Here is a 25,994-nt window from a genome sequence, read left to right as displayed (position 1 = left end):
TCAACATATAAAGGAGCAATCATGGGTAAAGCAGAATTATTAAATAATATTAACCATGCTGATTTACGGGTCGATCAAAGCATTTATTTACAACAACACACTGAAAACTGTATTCTGGCTTTCCCAACCGAATTTGCAGAATTACAACGTGAATATCCAATTTTGTTGCAATTTAACCCTCAAGCAAATACTTATCAGGCTGTGGTTTTATTAGGATTAGAGAACGGCGAAAACTTATATTTAAATCATCATCAATGGGACGCCAGATACATTCCGGCTTCAATAGCCAAAGGGCCTTTTTCTATCGGCTTGCAAAACAATCCTAATGATCCATCTCAAAAACCGAATCCGGTTGTCATGATAAATAGCAGTGATAAGTCGGTTAATCAGCAAACCGGTCAGCGAATTTTTAAAGAATTTGGCGGCAATAGTGAATATTTAGAGCACATCAATCATATTTTAAATGCGATTTTACAAGGTGTAGAGCAAGCTAAATTTATGTACCCCGTATACCAAGAATTTGAATTAATTGAGCCGCTTACATTAGAAATCAGCTTAAACAATGGTGATACTTATAAAATTAATCATTTTTATACCATTAACCGAGACAAGCTATCTCACTTAAGCCCAGATGCACTTTACCAGCTCAATAGCCAAGGTTTATTAGAAGGCGCTTATTTAATCGCAAACTCGTTAAATAATATTCAAAGGCTAATTGATTATAAAAATCACAAAATCAGCTAAGCTTTAGTTAAAACGACTTAATAAAACCGAATAAACCTTTGTATTTAATGATGAAAACAATAACAAAAAACGTTCAGTCAATCTCAGACATCACTGCCGATTATATTCCCGAGGCCATTTTCAACTCTGAGCAACCGATTATTTTAAAAGGGCTAATCAAACATTGGCCACTGGTTCAAACCGCACTTAACAATACTCAATCGGCAATTAAAACGTTAATACAAAGCGATACCCAAAAACCAGCGCCAGTTTATTTTGGTCACAATAAACAAACTCGCAGACTTGGTTATAATCATGACTGCTCCAAACTTAATTTTGATATTAAACAAACCAACTTAACTCAGATTTTAACCGAATTAATGGATAATTTAGCCAACCCTGATTATCCGGTGCGTTATATAGCGTCTAACATTTTACAAATTCATTTTCCGGATATTCACCAGCAAAATCATTTATCGTTTGATTATCCTTATTTTCAGCAAAACCCACTAGAAGGAGCAGACCCACTCACAGGTATTTGGATTGGTAATCAAACACTTTCTCCTTGTCACTGGGATGCGCAAAGTAATATCGCCTGTTGTGTCGCTGGAAAACGTAAATTCACTTTATTTCCACCTGATCAGGTGGAAAACCTATATCCCGGCCCACTTGAACTCACTCCGGGAGGCCAGCCAATCACCTTAGTCGACTTTGATAATCCAGATTTTGAACGATTTCCTAAATTTGCCAATGCTATAGAGCACGGACAAATTGCAGAATTAGAACCCGGAGACGCCATTTTTATTCCTTGTATGTGGTGGCATCAAGTTGAAACACAAGATACCTTTAATATCCTGATAAATTATTGGTGGAATAGCTTTGCTAAATCCCGCGGGCAAGCCATCAATGTACTCCAACATGCTTTTTTAAGTTTGCGTGACCGACCTAAAGCTGAAAAGCAGGCTTGGAAACATTTGTTCGATTATTACATTTTTGGTGAGGATAACTTAGCGGCTCAACATTTAGCTGAATCCAGCCGAGGCGTATTAGGCGAGATAGATAATTTACAAAGCCGACAGCTTCGCGCCATGTTACTAAATAAATTAAACCGGTAAAAAATTATGAATAATCAATCTGTTAATAAAATTGTTATTGCAGGTGGCGGCAGCGCGGGTTGGATGGCTGCAGCCGCTTTATCAAAAAAATTATCATCCACAGTACAAATTGAGCTAGTTGAATCGGATGAGATTGGTACAGTTGGGGTTGGCGAAGCGACTATTCCTCCAATTCGCGCTTTTCATAAATTATTAGGGATTGATGAAAAAGCATTTGTTGCTGCAACCAATGCCAGTTTTAAATTGGGGATCTCGTTTGAAAACTGGCAGGATATTGAAAAAAACTATTTCCACTCATTTGGCCAAACTGGTCAGCAAACTTGGATTGCCGATTTTATTCACTTTTGGTTAAGAGCCCAAAAATTAGGAATTGCGGCTGATTTTGGCACATACTGCATAGAACATCAGGCCGCCCAAGCTCATAAATTTGCGCTCACCCAAAAGCCAGAGCTGAATTATGCTTATCATTTAGATGCCGGTTTATACGCGCAATTTTTACGCAAATTTAGTGAAAATAACGGCGCAAAACGCACTCAAGGAAAAATAAAACAGGTCAACCAAAATAATGAAACTGGCTATATTGAATCGTTAGAATTGGATAATGGTCATATAGTTAGCGGAGATTTGTTTATCGATTGTACCGGTTTTCGAGGCCTGTTAATTGAGCAGACTTTACATACTGGTTATCAAGACTGGTCACACTGGCTACCGTGCGATAGCGCAATTGCCGTACAAACCGAAAAAACGAGTGATGCACTGCCCTACACTCGCTCAATTGCCCGTGATTTTGGCTGGCAGTGGCAAATTCCGCTACAAAACCGGATTGGCAATGGTTTGGTTTATTGCAGTAAATATTTAAATGATGAAGCCGCTAGCCAAACGTTATTAAATAATCTGGAATCTGCAACTATAAATACGCCCAGAGTCATAAAATACAAAACCGGCAGACGCTTAAAAAACTGGAATAAAAATTGTGTCGCTTTAGGATTGGCTTCGGGTTTTGTTGAACCGCTTGAATCAACCAGTTTGCATTTAATTATGATGGGTATTACCCGCTTAATTCAGTTATTTTCATTTGAAAATATCAATCAAAGTATTATTGATGAATACAATCAACAGGCTTTAGATGAAATAGAAAAAATAAGAGATTTCATTATCTTACATTACCATGTTACCGACAGAACCGATACCGCATTTTGGCGTTATTGTAAAAGTATGGAAGTACCACCTAGTTTAACTCACAGAATAAATATGTTCCGTGAAAATGCGCTGGCTTTTCAGCACAATAACGAATTATTCAGAGTTGATTCATGGACTCAGGTTATGCTTGGTCAGGGAATTATGCCTAAGCAATACCATAAAGTAGTCAACAGTATGCCGGAAGCCGAGCTAAAACATTTATTTAAAGGCATGCAAATGAATATTGAAAAAGCCGTTAGCTCTTTGCCCAGCCATCAAAGCTTTTTAAATCAGCATTTTGCTTAATTGGATATTCGCGAGCCATTATGCAGTTAACTTTAAGCGACACTATTAATATCCAGATTGAACAATTTGGTGATGAACAAACACCGATATTAATTATTGATAATTTTATTCAGCAATCGCATGAACTGGTTCGTTTTGCCTGCAAACAAACTTTTAGCCGTCAATCACAATTTTATCCGGGGGTCAGAGCGCCCGCGCCCGCTCATTACCAAACGATATTATTAACCACCATAGCGCCCTATTTAACTGATATATTTAATTTTTCTTCCACTAATATAAAAATTTCCCAGTCTCAGTTTTCGCTTGTTACCCAACCGCCACACAATTTGCATTTGTTACAACGCATCCCCCATTTTGATTCTACTCAATCACAATCACTTGCAACTGTGCATTATTTATCTAAAACTGAACAAGGTGGCACTGGTTTTTACCGACATAAAAAGACCGGTTTTGAGCGAATAACAGAACAAAGACTCACGGCTTATCTAAAATCGCTCGAAGCTGAAAATGGCACAGCTAATATGCCTAAAAAGCAAGATGGATATATCAATGGTGATACACCACTTTTTCAAAGAATTTTCAAACAAACTGCTGTATTTAATCGAATTTTGGTTTATCCTAAAAATGTTTTACATTCTGGCAACATTCCAAATTCGTTTGTTCCCGATCTAAACCCTGCTAACGGAAGGCTAACGATAAATACGTTTATCGATTGTATTTAGACCAATGCCAGATTGAAAACAGACGCGCTAATTTTCTAAAAGAGATGAATTTTATGAAGAAGTTACTGTTTGTTTTATTTGCAAGTCTCAGCTTACCCCTTACTGCCGCTACCATAGAATTAAAAGTCAATAATGCTGACTCAATTAATAATCAGTACCAACTTGCGTTACTCAAAGAAGCACTCAAACGAGATCCAAATAATACTTATACAGTCAAACCCAGTAAAATCGAGTTAAACCAAGGCCAAATGATTAATTATCTAAACTCTGGAAATTTAGATATCATGTGGAGCGGTACGAATAAAGAATATGAGAAAATTTTATTGCCCATTCGTATCCCTCTATTTAAAGGATTATTAGGACATAGGTTATTTATTATTAAACAAGGCAATCAAGATAAATTTAATTCTGTCAATTCTTTATCCGACCTAAAACAATTCAAAGTAGGCCAAGGTCGTCAATGGGCTGATACTCAAGTTTTACAAGCTGCAGGATTAGATGTAGTCACTGCATTAAAATATAACAGCTTATTTTATATGCTTGATGGAGAACGCTTTGATATGTTCCCACGTGGAGTACATGAACCGTTTGCTGAAGTAGAGGCTAGGCCCAAACTAGATTTAATGGTAGAAAAAAACCTTTTATTAGTTTATCCATTAGCGGCTTATTTTTTTGTTGCTAAAGATAACCAACAATTAGCTCAAGTCATTGAATCTGGTTTACTTAAAATGATAGATGATGGTTCATTCGATGAATTTTTCTACAACCACCCTCTAGTATCCAAGTCGCTTGAGCAAGCACATTTAGATACCAGAACAGTGATTCGAATTGATAACCCCAATATCCCTGAAAAGACACCTTTGGATAACAAAAAACTCTGGTTTACAATAGGTGAAAGGTAAATAAATTGTTATTAAACTAGCTTGCTGTTTAAATACTACTATAGATACACCCACTTAATAGGGCTCTGTTAGAGCCCAAGTTTACACAAGTTGTAACCTATAACCTGCGCCATAAACCGACTGGATCATATCCTGATTTTGATTAGCTGAATTAAGTTTTTTACGCAGTTTGGTGATATGCGAATCAATGGTTCTGTCGCTAACAATGCGCTCGTCGGGATAAATTTTTTCCATTAATTGCTCACGGGTAAATACCTGTCGCGGCGCTTTTACCATCGCCTGCAATAATCTAAATTCAATTAAAGTTAAATTAAGCGCTTGCCCTTGCCAATATGCTTCTAACTCGTTTTCATTAAGGATTAAACCGTTTGGCTCAGGCTGTGGATTCACATCGGCCAGATAACGGCGCGACACCGCCTTTACCCTTGCAACAACTTCTCGTGGGCTATAAGGTTTGCAAATATAATCGTCTGCACCTATCTCTAACCCTAATAAACGGTCGATTTCATCCACTCTGGCGGTGAGCATAATAATTGGCACCTGACTCACCTGCCTAATTTGGTTACATAAAGTAAGGCCGTCTACATTAGGTAACATTAAATCCAGCAAAACAAAATCCGGCTGATACTGTTTAAATACCGACATAACATTTGCGCCGTTGGTTTCTAATTTAACACTAAATCCGGCATTTTTAAGGTAAGCCGCCAGCATGTCAGCCAGCTCAGTTTCATCTTCAACCAATAATATTTTATTAATCATCTTTGCCATTCTGGTTATTTAGCGGCAGGCAAATCTCCAGATTTAACCCACCTAATTCGCTGTGACTAAAATTTAGTTTACCCTGATGATACTCAATAATGCTGGCAACCAAATTAAGCCCTAGCCCTGCCCCACCCTGATTACGGTTGCGTGATTTTTCAGCTCTGAATAAACGCTCAGATAATCTGGCATGTAAATTAGCATCAACACCCGGCGCACTATCATAAACGCTAATGCGGGCAAGATTTGCATCACAACTTAACCGTACCACAGCCTGACCGGGGGCATCTGTATATTTTAAGCTGTTATCTAAAATATTAGCTAAAGCCTGTTTTAACCTAAAATAATCGGCATTAACATAAAGCTGCGTTTTACTTTTATCGACAAAATCCAATGCTAAGCCGTGTTTATTAAAAACCGGCTGATACTCTTTAACAACATCGTCCACCAACTGATTAAGTTCAAGCTGGGTTAGCTGATATTTAAGTTCGCCAATATCGGCCAGCGACAACTGATATAAATCGTCAATTAGTTTAGCCAAACGTAAAATCTGAGCATGCAAACGGTCAACCGATTCTGCATTGAGCGGTACTATATTGTCCTGCATCGCTTCAATATTCGCTTGCATAATTGCAACCGGAGTACGTAGCTCGTGTGAAATATCCGCAGTTAATTGTTTGCGTTGCACCTCAGCTTTATCAAGTGTGCCAGCCAATGCATTTAAATGCTCTGCCAATAAACTAATTTCGTCTTTACCTTTTAGGATTAATTCACGCTGATAATCGCCTTGAGTTAAATGACTAACAAATTGATGAATTTTTCCAATTCGCTTGGTTAATAAAGCCGATAATGGCACAGCCACTAAAACCGACAGCACAAATGCACCAATTAATAAATAAACGATCAGTTGCATTTGCTCTGAACGCAGTGAGCTTTTTTTAAAGTGCATCATTAATGAGTTTGGCTGCGGCGGAATTCCCAAATAACCAATAATTTGATTTGGGTTAGTCAAACTGATAATCGCCATGCGTTTACCCTTTTCACTGACAGGTCCGGCAACCGGCTGTTTATGTTCAGTTAATAAATAAAATGGCTTAGCTCGCGGCGGAAATTCAGCAGTATGATTAAACTCGTTACGCGCAGGCGGCGGTTTATTATCCGGTTTAGGCGGCATTTGATCAGGTATACCTGCCATATTGGCGGGCGGTGGCATATTGTTAAATCCACCATCGGCAAAAGGCGGCATTTGGCTGGCATGCGCTAATAACCATTGCTGCCACAACTCCGGCGATTTTTTAAATTTATCCCAGTTTTTATGACTCTGATAAAAAACCGCCAGCTTTTCACTAAGCTGGGTTAATTGCCTTTGATCTTGCTGTTCAATAAAAGATTCAGCGCCTTTATTAAAGCTCCAATGCATTAAAAAAAACAAAGCGACAATCAAAGAGACGGTCGCAAATATAAATGACAATAGCAGTTTAGATCTGAGTTTTAAATGCATAAAAATCCGCTGGTTAAATCAAATTATCAAGGTAAAAAAGTTCATCCGTGAACGTCACTCAAGCAATTTGGATGGTTTTATAAGCTAATAATGAACCATCTTCATTTTGTGAATAATCAAACAAAAATGCCTGATAATTACTACCAAATACATTATCCCGACCACCTTCAACCGGTGTATCCTGCTCACCTCTGGCTGCATAGTCTGGATGTGTCGTACAAATCTCTTTGGTAAAGCTGTCAGCAAAACAAAACTGTGAAATCACCTGATCATTATTATTGTTTTTCACTCTAAAATGCACATGAATGGTTCGGCCTGAGTACCACCCCGGAAAACAGGTTTTAAAATTAACCCGCCCATTGGCATCGGTCACCTGCGTTCCTCTAAACCATTTTGCTGCAACAGCTTTGCTATCATTGTCGGTACAAAACCCACCGGCAAAGCGGCTGCTGTCAGCACTGTCAGAGGTATCGCCAGAATATAAACCGTTTACGTCACAATGCCATACTTCAATTTCGTAGCCACTTAACGGCTGGCAATCGCTATCAACTAAACGTAAACAAAGCTGCATTGGCAAACCGGTTTGCTCTTCCGAAATATCGTCTAACACATCAGCCTGAAAATAACACGGACCTTCCGTCTGGCTTTTGGTTAAATTTATAGTACAGCTTGAAGCCAGTGCAAATAATTCATCATCCGGAAAATTAGCTGTCATATTGGCTGTACCGCCTTGCGCCCAATCACCAGTATAATCGGTTGAATTATCAGTTGAGTTGTCTGTGTCGGTATTACTGTCAGTATCGGTATTATCCGATAAATCAACTGAACTGCGACCGTCGGAGCCGCAGCCTGATAAATAAATAAAAGGTAAGCTGACAGATACTAAACCTGCGGTTTTTAATACTTTGCGACGATTTAAATCAAATTTAGCCATCATTTTCTCCGTAGATTGCAAATTAACCTTAACTCAGGTTGTTACCTGATGTGGCTTTAATCTAGCGAATAATCCAGCAAATAATATCGACAAAATGTGCAAAAAATATGGAAATGAACAACCGATTAAAAACCGGCTGTTCAGTTTTGAGGTGGTTATTTTAGTCCTGCTTTAATCCAGTCTAAAATTTTATGTCGGGTTTTAGTTGATACCCAATGTTCGTTCACTGGCGTAATTAAAGCCGTTTTTTCACTGGTAATGGTATTGTAAACAATATAACTGGTGGTTGGTGGGCAAACGTCGTCGTTATATCCCCAGGTCATAAATACCGGTACTTTAATTTGGCGGGCAAAATTAACCACATCGTAATATTGCAAGGTTTTGAGTTTATCAGTCGTATCCATCCCACTGAATTTATTAAATAAATGCGGGTAACCACCGGCACGGCCTGCTTTATAGCCCGCCATATCACTTAATGCCGGGTGATTGGCCGAAACTGCTGTAATTCGTTTATCTAATCCGGCCAATACTAAAGCCAAAGCGCCGCCCTGACTACCGCCTTGCGCAATCACATTTTTACCGTCCCATTCGGTTAAACTGGTTAAAAAGTCTACGACTCTCGGCATAGATAAATAAGCTTTTTTCAAATAATAATTATCCGGATCATCCAACCCATTGACCAAATAACTATTATTATTTTTGCCAAACGCTGCGCTGATCTCATTATAAGTTGCTTTGTCTAAATTTGGCCGAATGCCATGAATTTCCATATCAAAGCGGATCACACCATTTTGCGCATAAAATAAATGCTTTTCCGGTGTCATCGGTTTAATCCCCGCGCCCGGCGGCGAAATAACAACCGGATATTTCCCTTTTTGTTTAGGTACAGTTAAATAGCCATAAACATACTGACCTTTTTGATAAGCTTGAATTTTAACTAAATAACAATCAACTTGGTCATCTGAAAACTCGGCAACAAAGGTTTTTTCAATGCTCACCGGTACTTTTGATGCCGCTTTTAATTGTGTTTGCCAAAATTGAGTAAAATCATCCGGCATTTGGGTATAAGGGGTTAATTTTTCTGGTGAGAAGCCAAGTTTGATATGATGTTTATAAGTTTCACCATCTATTTTTGCCGTTAACCTTAAATCACGAAACCCAGGTTCCAGCATAGTGCCAACCGTTATTCTGGCTTGCCCGTTTACTAAAGTAACCGCACCTTGGGTATCGGCCGGTAATAACTCAGGACCAATTTCATATTCAATTTCAAGGTGATTTTGGCGAATACCATAATGATATAAATTAACCGTTACACTGGCTTCTTCGTTAACTGTATATAACCAATTATCATGGCTGGGCGTGGTTACCCAATTGATATCACTACGGTAAGGATAGTTTTCTGCCACCGCCGGACAAACTATTGTAAAAACGACAACGAAAAGGCTTATATTTCTAATATTTTTGAAAAATTTCATCTTAATTTGCGCTTGAGGATATAACCTGAACCCATATCAGGCCATGTTAAATTTAACTGTGATCGAATTGTAAAACAGTTGGCAAATTAAGTAAAAAAATAGTTGGAATGAAACGCAAGAATCCTAAAAACCGCCACCATAAGGTAGCGGTTTGAAGCTAACAATCACATTATAATTTTCTGATCCAGATATTACGGAAACTCACAATTTGTCCATGATTTTGCAGCAATAAATGATCGCAAGTATGTGCATTATATTGCGGGAATCCAATATAACGGGTATCACCCTGTAAAACATAATGATCCTGCGCTAATACCCCATTGTGTAATACGGTCACATCTGCCCGTTTTTTTAATACACCTTGCTCATTAAAAATTGGCGCATGGTAAATAATATCGTAAGTTTGCCAGTTCATTGGCGCTCGGCTGGCGTTAACTAAAGGTGGATTTTGTTTATATACAGCCGCCGCCTGACCATTGGCATAAGTTGGGTTATCGTAAGAGTCTAAGATTTGTACTTCATATCGTTTTTGGAAATAAAGCCCACTATTACCCTGACTTTGACCTAAAGGTTTGCCTTCTGGTTTGGGTGCTCTAAATTCTATATGAAGCTGCACATCACAAAATTTTTCTTTGGTGATAATGCTTTGTGTTCCGTTTACAATCGTGACCACACCGTCTTCAATTTTCCACTCAACTTTGCTGCCATCTTCGTGTGTCCACTGATCCATATTAGTGCCGTCAAATAAAACAATCGCATCTGACGGGACAGGATCTGGATTTACTTTTTTAACGGTTTTCCATAATTCTGTATGTTCCGGCTTCATTTCTTCGGTTTTTGCATGCGCAGATAAACTAAATAATCCAACTAGCGTGATTGCAAGTAATGTTGTTTGTTTTTTCATAATTAAGCCTTTCATTTATTCCGGTTTTTTATTGAGTGTGTAATACACTTTGGTGCTGCTTGGATGCTGTTGTTTCGCATTAGTAACGCCTGCAAAGTCAATCATAACAACATGATCTTCTGTTGCATCCAATTTTAAATCTAGCGTTTTGGCATCAACCTGCTTAATTGATTTGATTTCCAATTTGGTTAAATCAACTTTAGGCGAGCCATAGTTAGCGCTGTAAGTATAGTGCCACTGCTCAGCCGTGATCGATTTTTTATTTACCGACTCAGCATTCACCGGCTGAGTAAAGCTGACTCTAAAACCATCTGGTTTGGCTTTAATATCTAATACTTCAAACGGTGTTGTGCCATCCCAAACTACTTTTTGCAAACCATAAGGTTTAGGCCCTTTTGCGCCCCAGCCGCGTGCGGTTTGGCCAACCCATAACTGGCCTTTATGATCAAATTTAATTCTGATATTACCGCTTTGAAAGCCATCAATAAAGTTAATAACAGCGCCTTGTCTTACCCCATCCACTTCTTCGAGAATAATCCGAAATACGTTAGACTGAGTTTGGTCGCCAACAAAAATTTGTCCGCTAAACGGGCCAAATTTACCTTTGGTTGTATCCCATTCTGGGTTGCCGGGAGAATTAGCAATTTCAACATGCGGAATATGCACCACTGGCTTTTGTCGCCACTTATCATAATCTTCAACTGATGTATTACGGATTTTGTCTTTGCTGAAATCAGGATGATCAATTAACGAAACCGGATGCCCATAAAACTTATCTTTTTGTAATAGCTGTAACGTAGAAGTAGCTACCCAGTCGCCCTGATTATCGGTAAAAAATACTTCATTATCTGGGCTAATGCCAATTCCGGCTGGCGAGCGTAAACCAAACGCATAAGGCACAAATTCACCTTTTGTATTCACCTGATAAGCCCAGCCACGATACCCGCCAGAGCTACCCATAGTGCCCATGTCAAACGCGTTAGGATCGCCATGACTTAAGTTTAATGTGCCGTAAAAATTTCCCTGCTTATCTTTTACCGGACCAAAATGATATTCATGATAGTTATCATGAAATTTCCAACCGTCGGCCAGTTTAATATAATCGTCCGCAACGCCGTCTTTGTCTGTGTCTGTTAAGCGGGTTAATTCTGGTTTTTGTGCAATCACAATATTTTGCTTATCTTCCACCAATAAACCGGTTGGCTCATGTAAACCTTCAGCAAATTTTAGCCACTGACCTGTTGCGGTATAGCGCCATACATCACCAAAACGCGTAGCTGCATAAATATTATTGTCAGAATCCACATCTAAGCCTGTTACGTGAAACTCCATCTCAGCGGGTGTGGTAATAGTTTGCAGATGATAACCTAAAGGGATCACTTGTTCTGCCAAAGCAGGTGTTAACGCCGTTATTAAGCTGGCTGCCAGTAATGTTTTTTTCATTATAAATTCCCCTTAAATCCCGGAAATTGTCACAGTAAAGGTTTTGGTTTTAGCCAAGTTAATTTTATCCGCAGCAATTGACTGATTATTGGCTGATACTGCAACTTTACTGTTTGCTAGTTCAGGTAAATCTAACGCTAATAAAGCATTGCCATGCGCATTAATCACCTGATATTCAAACTCGATTAAACCCGCATTAACGGTTTTAACTGTTAGGCTCAAATCAACACCATTTAAATTAAAATAAAAGGTAGGCTGATCAGTTTTATGATACTTAGTAAATAAGCAGTCTTCGGCTTGCTGTGAACCAATCACTTGTGGTGATTTAAATACCCAACTGCCAATTGGCAAGCTGCTTGATTTACCGCGCTCAATAATATTTGGCCCTACATTTAAAAAGTCACCTTTCCATACCCCAACCACGCTACAGGTTTTAGTATTAAATGCATAATTGAGCTTGCTCGGAAAACCAACTGAAATGCTATAAGCCGGTAAGTCAGCCACTTTTTTACGCTGCACCACAACTTTTTTATCTGCGATAATATTAAATTCTAACTGATTAATAATGGTTTCAGCTTTTTTAGACACTGGGAAAAAATTAATTGCTTCATCCGGCGTCATCACCCGTAAATCCAAATTCGTTTGGGTTAGCTCATTATAAGGTGCTTTAGGCAACATCATTTTAAATGTAAGGTGCTGATAGCCTTTTTTCAGTTGCCAGAATCGATCCCAGCCGCCTTGCATTTTAACCGGCTCACCATCAACTAATACTTCAAACTGGCTAAATGGCCCTGGTTTAGCAAATAACATAGCGTCTTTATCATTGGGGGCATAAACATCGGCGGTGACCACAATGGCATATTCTTTGGTTTCTGCTAGCTCAAAATGAATCAGGTTATCAGTTGATTTACCTTGTTTGGTCGGAGTTGCTTTTGCTAAATCGGCAAATGAATAATTAGGATATTGGCTTGGCTGATAAATTTTATATTCAATATTTGCCATGCCTTCGCGTTTTGAAAAGATAAACGCAACAATTTCTTTGCGCTGTTCTTCACTTAACATAGTGCCAAAACCTGGCATGCCGGCTTGGGCAAAGCCGTTAGAAATGTTATTAAATACAGCCTCGGCAGAATCACCGTGCACCCATTCGCTGTCTTTTAAATTAAATCCAACTGCGCCGGATAAATCTTTTTTATGGCAAGCGGCACAATAAATGCCATAGTTTTTTTCACCAGATGCTAAAGCCGCCTGATCTTTCAGCAGGCTGCTGACTTGCTCGTCAATATTTTTAGCGAAAACTGAAGATGTAAACGTTATCAGTAATGTACTAAAAACAAACCCGAAATATTTCTTTGTTTGCTTTATCATTTTAATATCTCTGCTGGTTGCTCAAAATAAGTTTTAATGATGATTAAATACTAAATCATTATATTTAATACAACAAATCAATATTAATAAAAAATGAAAACTTTTTGTAAACAATAAGGCAGGATTAAATTTAATTTATTGTTTTATATAAATAAAAATAAAAATACAACAGTTATTAAATGATAAATTTGTAATAAATAATTTAGTTCACAGAGTGGTTAAATATAAGATTTAAAGCAGGGTTCGCTTAAATTATTATATTTAAACGAGCCCTTTAGGATATAACTGAGTAAAACCGAGATTATTTTGGTAACACAGTGCGAAGATCGGCTGTGTCTATAATTTGGCTGTAAGCACTGATCACAGATTCAACAATTTGCGGATGACTAATTAACTTGGTATCAATTAAACCATCAGCTGTTAAGAACAATTTAACGTCATGTGCAGCATCACCGTTAAACTGATTAACTTTAGCTATCATTAAATCAGCTTTAGGATCATTTAATTGCTCGCCCGTTTTTACTTTGTTAGCTACAAATTTAATCCAACCTGCAACAACATAATAAAGTGCATTATTATTGCTGCGACCCGCATTTAAATTATCGTTGATTGGCTCTAATGTGCGCACTGGTACTTTAATTGAACCGTCACACGCGATTTGCTCTAACAAATGGCGAATTTTAGGATTTTCAAAACGCGCAATAATCTGACGTGAATATTCGGTTAAATCTAATCCTTGAGGCGCTTCAATGGTTGGAATAATTTCTTCATCTACTAATTTAAGTAAAAACGCTTTTAACGCTTGGTCAGAAACAGCTTCAAATACAGATTCATGTCCACATAAACGGCCTAAATAAGCTAGGGTAGAATGCAAACCATTTAAAATACGTAATTTAGTATGCTCAAAGCCTCCAACGTTAGATGTGAAAATCACCCCAACGCTTTCCCAATCCGGACGTTCACCCGTTAAACAATCTTCAATAACCCATTGATCAAACCCTTCACGCTGAACCGGTGCTAAATCATCAAGTCCTAACGCAGATTTAACCATTTCAAGTGTTTTATCTTCGGTTGCTGGCGTAATGCAATCCACCATTGTATTTGGAAAATCAACATTGCTTTCAATCCATGCAGCTAATTCAGCCGAGTTTGCCTGAGCAAGTTGGATCACACCGCGGCGTAATTTTTTACCGTTATCCGGTAAGTTATCACAAGCAATCACATTAAATGCGGCTGTGCCTTGCTCAAAACGTTGTGCTAAACCAGCCACTAAAAAGCCAAGCGCAGTATTTGGCTGGGTTGGGTTTTCAATATCGTGTTTAATGCCTGCTAATTCGGTATCTAAATTACCAGAAGCATTTAAACAGTAGCCTTTTTCAGTTACAGTTAACGAGACTAGTTTCGTATCTGGGTTGGCTAAACGGGCAATCACTTGTTCAGCTTGATTTGCAGCAACTAACACTTCTTTTAATGCTGAAATAACCTGAAATTCATCCTGCTTGTCTGCAATCGCTAACGTATATAAACAATCTTGTTCTTCAAGGCTTTTTTGTAACTCAACATTACGCATTGAAACACCACAAATGCCCCAATTTCCACCTTGTTTATTCATCACTTTTTCAGTAAAAAATGCCTGATGCGAGCGGTGGAATGCACCTAAGCCAATATGCACAATACCAATTTTAGTATTCTCACGGTCGTAGCTTGGTAAAGTGACACCAGCTGCACCTTTTTGCTGTAATTCAGTTAAGTTTTGTTGGTTTAATCTCATAACAATCTCGCTTATCTCACGTACTAATTCGCTAGTTATTTACAGTTTTGGCTGCCATCCGCCTAAAACTTGTTTAATTTGGTAAAAATTGTCTACTTCAAAATCAGATAGCTGACGACGCTCCGGATTTATTTTTGCACCTGGCCCATAACTTTTATATTCAAAAAACCTTGAGCTTTGAGGGGTAAAAATCACTTTTTCACCCCCAACTTTACTAGTACCACTCATAGATGCCCATCCTTCATCACTAATATGAGTATCCATATAAGTATTGATAAATACGGTTTTAGCAATAGCAAATGGATCGGCATAACGACCATCATGAAAGGTGGTGGTCGGATGCCAAGGCCGCCCAAGCGGTACAGAACCATCTGTCACCCCATTGGCTTTTAATAACCGGCAATCAATAAAGGTAAAACCATAAGGCTGTGATATTTGGGTGCTCGGCGCTGTAATATAACCCGTGTATTTCACATCTTTAAATCTTGGTTGTGAAATAATATCGGACTTATCAAATACCGCAATCCCTCTGCCAAAAATAAAGTCTATATGACCATAAACTTTATTCTGATAAAAGTAATTACGCCCGCCATCAACATATAACGTATCCTGATAACCTTTAAAGGTGACATTTTTGAAAATATTTTTATCAGAGGTTGGCATAATTTTTAAGGCTACCGCCTGCTCACCACCGACTTTGTTTTCATCTGTATTATCCAACTTTTCGTTAGCCGGATAATCAAATCCGTTTTCTATGGTTAAATGCTCAGCATAAAAAGATTTACCGTCTAAACGGAAAGTGGTTGAGCCAGATGTACCATAGTTTTTATCTGTACCGGGAATTTTTTTACCTGCATAAATATCGTAAGTAATAATGGTTTTATCTTCACCCGCACCATAAAAACTTACATTGTCATGCACCACAATAACCCGCTCGTAATAACGCCCCGGTGCAATAAACACTTTATAATCTGAGTTATCTTTAGGGCCTGCATCTAACGCAGCTTGCACACTTTTATAAACCGGATAGTTCTGTTTTTGCCAATGCGCTAAATCGTTAGCTTGCTGAGCAACAACCACATCAAAATCGACCTTTAAGCCATCGGTTTTAACTTGATTTGCAGCGCAGGCGCAAAGCAAAATCAATCCGGTGCATAGCGCTAAAAGTTGTTTAGTCATAAGAAGCCTTTATTGATGCTGATTAAAATAAATCTGGTGCAATTTCTTTTAAATCTTCAACCACAAGCTGAACAATTTCATCGGCTCCCCACACAGATAAATGCGTGCCATCTGAAACACCATCTGGATAAGACGGATATTCACCTGGTTGATAAAATAAAAATAAAGCTTTTGTTTTAACAGGGCCTAATTGCTCAAATAAGGCTTTTGTTTTTTTATTTAAACCAATGACAGGTACGTTTAAACTTTTTCCCAACTCATGCATAGCTGATGGATAATCCCTCAAACTTTCAATAATTTGATCATTATCATCAAATTTATAACGGTTGATTGAGGTAATTAAAATCGGTTTAGCACCTACCGTTCTAGCAGCTTCAATATATTGAGTTAAATAAGTTTTATAACTGGTCGCCGGATCGGTATAACGGTTATTTGTGTCTTTTTGATCATTATGTCCAAACTGAATAATCAAATAATCGCCCGCTTTAATATTCGCTTTAACCTTATCAAAATGGCCTTCGTTAATAAAACTGCGTGAGCTTCTGCCTGATACCGCCGCATTAACCACTTTTACCCCATCAGCCAATTGGTTTTGTAAACGCATACCCCAACCTGTTCTTGGGTATCGGTCAGCTTTATATTCGCTGGCGGTAGAGTCCCCAACAATATAAACACTGGGTTTAGTGACTGGTGCAGTTGCGCAAGAAACGCAGGCAAACACCAAAGCAAATACAGCTAACAATGAGATTTTTCTATTCATTAAAATGCTCCTAATGTGTTGATATATTGCTGGATAGCGGGTTGATTTTGATTTAATTTATCCGCAAATTTAGCCATCCATAAATCAGAGATGCCATCTTGATTAGTATCAGGGTAAGCTTTAAACTGGCTAAAATCTTGCTGATAATTAGCCCAACTGGTTATCGAGTCTAGCTCTGTATCAATAATGCCATTTTTACCTTTATTAGCTTGCCCAAGTTTAATTTCAGCCAATACACGTTCATCAACTGAATCAAGATAAAATCCGCTTTGATTACGGTTTGCACCCACTTCTTTTTGATAAATCAGTGTCTGAAACGCAGCTTTGGCTGAAACAGCGTCCTGATAATAAGCCAGCTCAGCTTGCTGGTTAGGCACAACCGGTTTATTTTGCAAAACTGATTGGATTTCAGTTTGAGTTGTCCCTTTAGGAAATTTAAGCGCTTTGCTATTGTCTTGAGTTAATTTAATTTGCTGATCAAAATAATTTTCAGCAATAAAGGCTTGGGTTTTATTGTCACCCACTTTGACCGGAAAAAACTCAAAAATCCGTTTTGCGCCACCCGCTGGCCCTTGTTTGTAATAATTACCAATTAAGTTAAAACGGCCGTTTTCACCGCCATAGGTACTTTTATCCTGCCAGTTATAAATCACGTTATTAATTAATTCTGCATAACTGTCTGATTGCGGATAAGTTGGTTTTAATCTGTGACCGTTAATTCTGGGCAAGCGGCTAGTGTGATGTGCAATCACATTGTTGATAAAGCTGGCTCCGGCACCGCCCCAAATGCCGCCATAACCATGCTCACCTTTAGCATGGCCTGCATTATTTAAGCTCTCGGATATAATGCTGTTTTGCAGGGTAAAGTTGTAATTGTTATAAAAAGTAGCCGTTTCATCTACACCCCAGCTAAATGAGCAGTGGTCGATAATCACATCACGGGTATTACGCGCTGTGATTGCATCTTCATCGGCAACTGAGCTGCCTAACCGAAAACGCAGATAACGGATAATTACCTGATCGGTTGAAATACCAGTGGTATTTCCGCTGATCACAATACCGCCGGGCGAAGTTTGCCCGGCAATTGTAATATAAGGGTTATTAAATTTAAGCGGGGCTTGTAGATGGATCACCCCAGATACATTAAAAACAACGATTCTTGGGCCTTTTTGTTCAACAGCGTAGCGCAAGCTTCCTTTAGCTGGGTTTTGTGCATTGTCTGCTAGCGAATCAACAACGTATATTTGACCACCATACCCTCCCTGGGTATAGCGGCCAAATCCTTTAGCTTCAGGAAAGGCTAAACTTTGAGCTTGGGCAAATGCCACTTGCGATGTAATTAACAGGCTGCATAAAGCAGCCTGTAAAGTGCCAGAAAAAAAGGCTTTCATTCAATAACCTCAAACGGTTAAATAACAAATCGTCGTTTTAATCATGCAAGTTGCAGCTTAAATAGATTTAAGCTCTTTACCAGCGATCATGACATTTTCAAGTTTCACATTGCTGACATTTTCAAGCACGCTGTCTTCTTTAACTGACTTGATATTGACATTTTTAAGTGAAATACCTGTGATGTGGTTATGAGGGAAACCACGAATATTAAAGGCACGATTAGCTTCGTTTACTTCAAGATTATGAATATTGATGTTTCTTAATTCTGGCTGGAATTTGCCACCATCCCCTTCTTCATAATAATAATTCACCACAATCGCATCTTTTACATGGCCAATTTTAATATCGCGATAATATAAGTTTTCTAATAAACCACCACGTACTGAGTTGGTTTTAATCCGAATACCACGATCTAAATCTGGGCTGCTCATTTCACAGTTTTGGGCAAATAAGTTACGAACACCACCAGAAATTTCACTGCCGATCACCACACCACCGTGGCCTGCTTTCATCTGGCAATCTTCAATAATTAAGTTTTGACAAGGTACACCCACACGGCGACCATCGGCATTTCGGCCAGATTTAATTGCAATACAGTCATCCCCTGTATCAAAAATACAGTTTTGAATCAGTACATCTTTACAAGATTCAGGATCACAACCATCTGAGTTAGGGCCGTAGCTGTCACAATGCACACCACGAATCGTTACACTGGTACACAACACAGGGTTTAATAACCAAAATGGTGAGTTTTTAACAGTGACATCTTCAATTAATACATTGGTACATAAGTACGGCTGAATAAATGGTGGACGTAAATAGTTTTCTTCAAAAACACGCTGCTCAACTGGCACACCTGCTTCAACCATTTCCCCTAATGCATCACGGGTATGTTTTTGGTTTTCAACATCGCTGATTGGCCATGCTGTTTTTTTCCATTTACCTTTCCACGGCCACCAATCTTGGTTGCTACCGCCACCTTCTAATGTGCCTTTACCGGTAATCGCAATATCTGTCTTTTTAAATGCATAAATTAACGGTGAATAACCAATTAATTCCATCCCTTCCCAACGGGTGAAAACATAAGGCTTATAACGCTCAGGCTCGGCGTAAAACGCAACTGTTGCGCCTTCGCTAATATGTAATTCTGTTTTAGATTCTAAATGAATAGGACCTGTCATAAAGTGACCGGCAGGCACAATAACTTTACCGCCACCTAATTTTTTAGCTGCGGCAATTGCATCTTTAAAAGCTTGGGTATTATCAAACTGGCCATCGCCTTTACCGCCAAAATCGGTTAATACAAATTCACGGTTTGGAATATTAGGTAATTTAATACGGTTACGAATACGTTCAACATTCGCATCCCATTCTGCTTTTGTTGGGCCAGCATTCTCTGCAACAGATTCTAAAACTTGGGTTGAACCACAACCAACCAGATTAAGCGCACTAGCACCAGCTACGCCAAAACCTACATTTTTAATTAACTTACGTTTATTTAAATCCATCATCTTTATATACCTTTGTAATGCATGAAACTTTTAAGTTTATTTATTGCCACCGGTAGCAGCTTATTTATTTTAAAACGCGGTTGCCCGCGTTTTAAAAAGTGTAGATATAAAATTAAATTAAACCAAACAAGCTTGGTAAAAACTCACTGATTGCTGGCACGTATGTCACTAACATTAGCACTGCAAACATAGCTAAATAAAGTGGCATAAGTGGACGAATAATTTTTTCAATCGACGTTTTAGCAACCGCACAAGATACAAATAATACCGAACCTACTGGCGGTGAACATAAACCAATAGATAAGTTTAAAACGATCATAATACCAAAGTGCAATGGCGACATACCCAGCTCAACTGCAACTGGTAAAAATATTGGCGTAAAAATAAGTACCGCAGGAGTCATATCCATAAAGGCACCCACAATAATTAAGGCCAAGTTAATAATTAATAAAATTAAAAATGGATTTTCACTTAATGCCAATAAAAAGTCGCTGATGGTTTGTGGAATATTCTCGTAAGATAAAATCCACGACATGGCTGATGATGCGCCAATTAACAACATAACAATCGCGGTTGTTTCAGCCGCTTTTAATAAAATCTCTGGCAGTTGTTTTGGTAATACTTCTTTATATACCACGACAGATAGAATTAACGAGTACAATACCGCAATTGCTCCGGCTTCGGTTGCGGTAAACACACCCGCGATAATGCCGCCAATAACAATAATAATTAATAATAAACTCGGTAACGCCGCCACCACTTTTTGCACAACAATGTTAAATGGCAATCTTGCTTCGGTTGGATACCCTTTTATTTTTGCATAACCAGCACACACTAACATTAATGCCAGTGCCACTAAAATACCTGGTAAATAACCCGCAACAAACAACGCGGCAATAGACACCCCGCCACTGGCGATTGCATAAATAATTAAGATATTACTAGGTGGAATTAGCATCCCCGTGGTAGCCGCCGCACCAGTTAATGCCGCACTGAAGTTTTTGTCATAGCCTTTTTGTTCCATTTGCGGGATCATAAAGCTACCAATAGCGCTGGTTGCCGCAACGGCTGAACCTGAAATAGCACCAAATAAAGTACAAGATAAAACATTAACCAGAGCTAACCCGCCCGGTAACATACCAATGAGCGCCATTGCACATTCAATTAAGCGCTTGGCAATACCACCACGCCCCATAATTAAACCGGACAATACAAAAAACGGAATCGCTAATAATGCAAAACTATTAATACCACCCGCTAAACGCTGAGCAATGGTGGTTGCAGCCGGAACAAAGTCTATGCTGCATAACATAGTCACTAAAGTGGCTAAACCAATGCTAAAAGAAATTGGAATATTAAACGCAAGCAGTAAAAAAAATACGCCAACTAAAATTAAACCTGTGTATTCCATCATTATTCTCCCGCAGGTTCTTGGTTAGTTAAAGTTTTGATTAAATTATCAATAGCAAACAAAGTAATTAACACGCCAGACGCTGGCACTGCTAAATAGATAAAACCCATTTTGATTTCTAACGATGCTGAAATTTGAGCCGGTGTCATAGTTAACGAAACCAGTGAAATACCACCAATCACCATTACAACGACCGCAAATGTCATCACGCTTAAATGAATAAAAATACGGTTTAATTTAAGCGCCACCCCTTTCATTCGGTTAGAGATAATATCTAAACCTAAATGGGAGCCGGTTCTGTATGCGTAAGCTGCACCAAATAAACCAATCCAAATTAATAAAAATCTTGATAATTCTTCTGTAACAGAGCTGGGGTCTTGTAAAATGTAGCGGGAAAAAACCTGCCAAGTTACACCAGCAACAATTAAAGTTGTCAGGCAAATTAATAAATAAGCCAACACTTTTTCAATTAAACGCATTAAACCACCCATTATTCGGCCTCCGCTTTAATTTTTTGCAGATATTCGCCAACTAAAGTCCCTTCAAAACTGGCATGTAAACCGGATACGGCATTGATAAACGGTGTTTTATCCGGATAAATCACTTGCACACCAGCAGCTTTTACAGCGTCTAAAGCTTCTTGTTCACTGGCAAGCCATAACTCTTTTTGATACTCAACTGAATCATCAATTGCTTTTTGCAACCACGCTTGCTGCTGCTCTGTTAAGTTGTCATAAACGTGTTTGCTGCTTAAAACCACATCCGGCACAGAGGTATGCTCATCTAAAATATAGTATTTACAAATTTCGTAATGTCTTGATAAGTAAAACGAAGGTGGGTTATTTTCAGCGCCGTCAACCACACCTTGTTGCAATGCAGCATACAGCTCACCAAACGAGATAGGCGTAGCAGCACCACCAAATGTGCTGACCATTTTAATCGCCATTTGGCTTTCTAATACGCGAATTTTTTTACCGGTTAAATCAGCAGGCTTTTCAACTTTAGTATCTGTCATATAAAAGCTGCGGCTACCTGAGTCGTAATATCCTAAACCAACAAAATGGGCGGCTTGAGTCGCATCTAATAACTCTTGCCCCACTTTACCTTGTAATACTTTCCATTTGTGTTCACGATTTTCAAATAAATAAGGCACACCATAAACCCGCATTGCCGGCACAAAACCTTCTACCGTTGCGGCAGATATTTTTGCCATTGCCAAACTACCAATTTGTAGTAGCTCAACCATTTCACGCTCACTACCAAGCTGGCCGTTTGGATAAATTTTAATTTCCATTGTGCCGCCGGAATATTCATCCAGTTTTTTTGCCATGTAGACCATGCCTTTATGTACACTGTGCTCAGTGTCTAAGGTATGTCCCATTCGTAAGATAACCTTGTCATCTTTTTGGCTACAGCTCGTTAAAAATATTACTAAGCTGGATGCCAGTATGATTTTTTTTATCATTCCACCCATAAATTACCTCTGTTCTAACCTTGCTAAAATATGGCGACACAAGGTTAAATAATTTGCATTTTACTAGTTAATATATGCTTTAAATTATGCTTTAGTTGTTAGCAAAAGTTAGATTTTTTATGCCCCGCGACACTTAATATATAAACCAAGATCAGCCATTTTAGTAAATAACCTTTAAATTAAATAAGTTAATAAAACAGCCACCGGTAGCATTTTTTACACTACGCCACCTACATTTTGGTTAATAGCCCGCATAACAGGTTGCAGGAATGTTAACCTTTTTAACAGGCAGACACAATGCTTAAAAGAAAATAAATGCTACCGGTGGCATTTTATAAAAAATAAGTTTATATTAACAAGCTGAAATTAAATTATTTACGTTATTGACCAAATTAACTTGTTCAGCAAGTCAAAGTTTATAACAATTACTGTTAATTTTTAACGCAGCATAATAAAGCTGATGGGGGTAACATGAAAAAAATCGGTGTTTTAGGTATATCAACTATCATACTGGGGTGTACTGCCACTCAAGACACAGTAAATATAGATACCAAGCCACAAACCAAAAACCAGTTAGCCACTAATCAAATTGCAAAATTAAAATTGGCCAACCCGTCTAACTTTGCCAGAAAAGACGAGACCACTTTCTTTACTTTTGATTCTTTAGGGTTAAATGCCAACGATCCCAGAGTGGCCAATATCGTAGTTAAAAACGGTACTCAGGTTATCCCAAGCCAGAATATAGATACCGACAACGATGGTTTTGTAGATCAGCTTGCAATTTTAAACCAATTTGATTCTGGTCAGTCAATTGAATTAATGATTGAAGCAGACCGAAACTTTAAACCTAACTTTGAAAAAAGAACCCAAGCCGAGGTATCACATAAAGTAGGTGGCCACTGGGATGGTAAAAAATACATTGGCGGCACATTTAAAAATGTTGATGAGCTAACAGCGCCAGAACAATATACAGATCATTCAGAGTATATTCGCTACGAAGGCCCAGGGTTAGAGTCTGATAAAGTGGGCTATCGTTTTTATTTAGACTGGCGTAACGGCTTTGATATTTTTGGTAAAGTAAAAAATGAAATTGCGCTTCATAAAGTAGGCCAAGACGGTTACGCAAGTTACCACGAAATGCAAGATTGGGGCATGGATGTTCTAAAAGTAGGTAAAGCCGTTGGGGTTGGTGGTTACGGCCACTGGAATGGTCAAGCAATTGAACGTGTTTCAAAAGTGGATGGCTGGCATACCGAAATTGTAGAAAATGGTCCGGTATATTCATCATTAGAAATAGATTACAAAGGCTGGCATGTTAATAATCAACATTTAGATTTAACCAGCCACATGTCAATGACAGCTGGCAGCCGCTTGGTTCATGTTGAGCTTGAAACCAGCGAAAAACTGGATGATATCGCACTAGGTATTGTTAAGTGGCCTAACACCACTTGGTTACAAGGTGAAATGGACATTCAAGGTACTGGCTGGGTTTATTTTGCCTCTTACGGTAAACAAAGCTTAAATGACGACAATTTAGGTATGGCTATTTTTGTGCGTAAAACCAATATTAAAGAAGTTACGCAAGATGAACATAACTATGTCGTTGTCACTCAAAGTAACCATAACGAGTTAGAATACTATTTTACCGCGGCATGGGAAAAAGAAGAAAACGGCATCACTAACCAAGCCGATTTTGTTCAGTATTTAGAGCAAACAGCTGAGCGTTTAACCCGCACTGTACGTGTTAATAAAACCACTAAATTAGGTCAGGCAGAAAAACAAAAGCCGTTAACCGCGGATTATGCACTGGACTGGGCAAAACGTTTAGCCGATTCAGAACTACGCCGTAAAGCGTATGATTATGTATATGGTGGTTTTGATAAAATGCGTTTTCGTGAATCAAAATACACATATACAACTGGCTTATTGGCACAATCTTTTGATGATTTAAATCAGGCCACTGATGTACCAAGATACCGTCAGGCGGCAGAAGCGATTATTGGTTCTTTTATCACCCCAGAAGGTCAAATCATTACTTACAAAGAGTCTGACTACAATATTGATAAAATAAACTCAGGTAAAATGTTACTGCGTTTATATAACCAAACTGGTGACGATAAATACCGAGTTGCAGCTGCTCAGTTAAGAACTCAACTTAAAAATCACCCAAAAACCAGCCAAGGCGCATTCTGGCATAAAAAAATCTACCCACATCAATTATGGTTAGATGGGGTTTATATGGGTATGCCATTTTTAGCGCAATACTCAAGTATGTTTGAAGATGGTGCATCACTTGAAGAAGCGGTACACGAGTTTGAAGTGACCCGTGACTATTTACGCGATCCTCAAACTGGCCTTTATTTCCATGGCTGGGATGAATCAAAAAGTATCTTCTGGGCGAACCCACAAACAGGTTTATCGCAAGAGTTCTGGGCGCGCGGCATGGGCTGGTTAGCTATGGCAGCGGTTGATATTTTGGACTACATCCCAGAATCTCGCTCTGATTTACGTAAAAAAGTACAAACCGTAATTGATGAGTTAGCGGTGACTCTGAAAAACTATCAAGACGAAACTGGTACTTGGTATCAAATTCCAAATAAACCAGACGCAGTTGGTAACTATTTAGAGTCATCTGCCAGCAGCATGTTTACCTATTTTTATGCCAAAGGTATTAACAAAGGTTACATCAGCAAAGACTATACCCCAGTGGCATTAAAAGCTTATCAGGGTTTAGTGAACGAGTTTATTGAAACTCATCCAGATGGCAGCGTCAGTTTAACTAACTTATGCTTTGTTGCTGGTTTAGGGTTTGGCCGCGACGGTAGCTATGCTTATTATATGAATGAACCTGTGTTAAATGACGATCCAAAAGGCACCGGTCCATTTATTATGGCAAGCACTCAAATCGCAAAACTCATAAAATAAGCAAGCAAGAAGTATTTAACTACAAAAAACTATATACAAAAGTCCACCGACTCTAGTTATAGAAAACTTAAAATAAGCCGGATATTTTTCCGGCTTATTTTTACTTATCGCATATATTTACTCAACTAGGTAGCACTAAAACGGTATTTAACCTCAACTCAGGATAAGAAGTTAGCTAAAGCCTTAAATTTATTGGTTTTTAGTTTAAGTTCTTTTTCTAGTGAGGGATTTTTTCTGAGA

21 protein-coding genes are annotated in these 25,994 nt (G+C 38.5%); 6 read left to right on the top strand and 15 right to left on the bottom strand.

What is annotated here, in order from left to right; genetic code table 11:
• Positions 1 to 21 precede the first annotated feature (21 nt).
• Genes N7931_RS15870 through N7931_RS15850 form a run of 5 tightly spaced genes read left to right on the top strand, consistent with a single transcriptional unit; the run spans position 22 to position 4,947 of the window.
• Positions 22 to 744 (top strand): SapC family protein, encoded by a 723-nt coding sequence (locus N7931_RS15870; protein WP_262795332.1) that lies wholly within the window; start codon positions 22 to 24, stop codon positions 742 to 744.
• A gap of 47 nt (positions 745 to 791) precedes the next feature.
• Positions 792 to 1,838: a cupin-like domain-containing protein gene (locus N7931_RS15865; protein WP_262795331.1), complete on the top strand. Its 1,047-nt coding sequence runs from the start codon at positions 792 to 794 to the stop codon at positions 1,836 to 1,838.
• Between the two features lie 6 nt (positions 1,839 to 1,844).
• Positions 1,845 to 3,323: a tryptophan halogenase family protein gene (locus tag N7931_RS15860; RefSeq protein ID WP_262795330.1), complete on the top strand. Its 1,479-nt coding sequence runs from the start codon at positions 1,845 to 1,847 to the stop codon at positions 3,321 to 3,323.
• Positions 3,324 to 3,343: 20 nt separating this feature from the next.
• Positions 3,344 to 4,045 (top strand): DUF6445 family protein, encoded by a 702-nt coding sequence (locus N7931_RS15855; protein WP_262795329.1) that lies wholly within the window; start codon positions 3,344 to 3,346, stop codon positions 4,043 to 4,045.
• A 53-nt stretch (positions 4,046 to 4,098) separates the two neighbouring features.
• Positions 4,099 to 4,947 (top strand): transporter substrate-binding domain-containing protein, encoded by an 849-nt coding sequence (locus N7931_RS15850; RefSeq protein WP_262795328.1) that lies wholly within the window; start codon positions 4,099 to 4,101, stop codon positions 4,945 to 4,947.
• A gap of 81 nt (positions 4,948 to 5,028) precedes the next feature.
• On the opposite strand, the gene N7931_RS15845 is transcribed toward N7931_RS15850, so the two are convergent.
• From N7931_RS15845 to N7931_RS15775, 15 genes are all read right to left on the bottom strand, one after another.
• Positions 5,029 to 5,706: a response regulator gene (locus tag N7931_RS15845; RefSeq protein ID WP_262795327.1), complete on the bottom strand. Its 678-nt coding sequence runs from the start codon at positions 5,704 to 5,706 to the stop codon at positions 5,029 to 5,031.
• On the bottom strand, positions 5,699 to 7,207 hold the full coding sequence (locus tag N7931_RS15840) for an ATP-binding protein (protein ID WP_262795326.1): 1,509 nt from the start codon (positions 7,205 to 7,207) through the stop codon (positions 5,699 to 5,701). The genes N7931_RS15845 and N7931_RS15840 overlap by 8 nt, the downstream gene beginning before the upstream one ends.
• A gap of 58 nt (positions 7,208 to 7,265) precedes the next feature.
• Positions 7,266 to 8,144: an intradiol ring-cleavage dioxygenase gene (locus N7931_RS15835; protein WP_262795325.1), complete on the bottom strand. Its 879-nt coding sequence runs from the start codon at positions 8,142 to 8,144 to the stop codon at positions 7,266 to 7,268.
• A 152-nt stretch (positions 8,145 to 8,296) separates the two neighbouring features.
• Positions 8,297 to 9,616 carry an acetylxylan esterase gene (locus tag N7931_RS15830; RefSeq protein ID WP_262795324.1) on the bottom strand — a complete coding sequence of 440 codons (1,320 nt, stop codon included), beginning with the start codon at positions 9,614 to 9,616 and terminating at the stop codon, positions 8,297 to 8,299.
• Positions 9,617 to 9,785: 169 nt separating this feature from the next.
• On the bottom strand, positions 9,786 to 10,520 hold the full coding sequence (locus tag N7931_RS15825) for a DUF1080 domain-containing protein (protein WP_262795323.1): 735 nt from the start codon (positions 10,518 to 10,520) through the stop codon (positions 9,786 to 9,788).
• Between the two features lie 15 nt (positions 10,521 to 10,535).
• Complete coding sequence (locus N7931_RS15820; RefSeq protein WP_262795322.1) at positions 10,536 to 11,963, bottom strand: hypothetical protein; 1,428 nt, start codon at positions 11,961 to 11,963, stop codon at positions 10,536 to 10,538.
• Positions 11,964 to 11,975: 12 nt separating this feature from the next.
• Positions 11,976 to 13,331: a c-type cytochrome gene (locus N7931_RS15815; protein WP_262795321.1), complete on the bottom strand. Its 1,356-nt coding sequence runs from the start codon at positions 13,329 to 13,331 to the stop codon at positions 11,976 to 11,978.
• A gap of 301 nt (positions 13,332 to 13,632) precedes the next feature.
• Positions 13,633 to 15,102, bottom strand: a complete 1,470-nt coding sequence (locus N7931_RS15810; protein ID WP_262795320.1) for a mannitol dehydrogenase family protein — start codon at positions 15,100 to 15,102, stop codon at positions 13,633 to 13,635.
• Positions 15,103 to 15,141: 39 nt separating this feature from the next.
• Positions 15,142 to 16,281 carry a pectinesterase family protein gene (locus tag N7931_RS15805; RefSeq protein WP_262795319.1) on the bottom strand — a complete coding sequence of 380 codons (1,140 nt, stop codon included), beginning with the start codon at positions 16,279 to 16,281 and terminating at the stop codon, positions 15,142 to 15,144.
• Positions 16,282 to 16,303: 22 nt separating this feature from the next.
• Positions 16,304 to 17,041, bottom strand: coding sequence for a rhamnogalacturonan acetylesterase (locus N7931_RS15800; protein WP_262795318.1), 738 nt, complete (start codon positions 17,039 to 17,041; stop codon positions 16,304 to 16,306).
• Positions 17,041 to 18,432, bottom strand: coding sequence for a polysaccharide lyase family 1 protein (locus tag N7931_RS15795; protein WP_262795317.1), 1,392 nt, complete (start codon positions 18,430 to 18,432; stop codon positions 17,041 to 17,043). The genes N7931_RS15800 and N7931_RS15795 overlap by 1 nt, the downstream gene beginning before the upstream one ends.
• 57 nt (positions 18,433 to 18,489) lie before the next feature.
• On the bottom strand, positions 18,490 to 19,944 hold the full coding sequence (locus tag N7931_RS15790; RefSeq protein ID WP_262795316.1) for a glycoside hydrolase family 28 protein: 1,455 nt from the start codon (positions 19,942 to 19,944) through the stop codon (positions 18,490 to 18,492).
• A gap of 112 nt (positions 19,945 to 20,056) precedes the next feature.
• Positions 20,057 to 21,355, bottom strand: a complete 1,299-nt coding sequence (locus N7931_RS15785) for a TRAP transporter large permease (protein ID WP_262795337.1) — start codon at positions 21,353 to 21,355, stop codon at positions 20,057 to 20,059.
• Positions 21,356 to 21,357: 2 nt separating this feature from the next.
• The gene (locus N7931_RS15780; protein WP_262795315.1) at positions 21,358 to 21,846 is read right to left on the bottom strand and encodes a TRAP transporter small permease; all 489 of its coding nucleotides are present in this window, start codon (positions 21,844 to 21,846) and stop codon (positions 21,358 to 21,360) included.
• Entirely contained in the window at positions 21,846 to 22,820 is a 975-nt protein-coding gene (locus N7931_RS15775) for a TRAP transporter substrate-binding protein (protein WP_262795314.1), read from the bottom strand. Before N7931_RS15775 ends, N7931_RS15780 begins: the two co-directional genes overlap by 1 nt.
• Before the next feature lie 480 nt (positions 22,821 to 23,300).
• Here N7931_RS15775 and N7931_RS15770 point away from each other — a divergent pair, with 480 nt between their 5' ends.
• On the top strand, positions 23,301 to 25,754 hold the full coding sequence (locus tag N7931_RS15770; RefSeq protein WP_262795313.1) for a glycoside hydrolase family 88 protein: 2,454 nt from the start codon (positions 23,301 to 23,303) through the stop codon (positions 25,752 to 25,754).
• Positions 25,755 to 25,994 lie beyond the last annotated feature (240 nt).

The sequence above is a fragment of the Catenovulum sp. 2E275 genome (assembly GCF_025515275.1).
Taxonomy (GTDB): Bacteria; Pseudomonadota; Gammaproteobacteria; order Enterobacterales; family Alteromonadaceae; genus Catenovulum.
The sequence above is the reverse complement of the archived record's forward strand: the minus strand, read 5'-3'. Positions and strand labels throughout refer to the sequence as shown.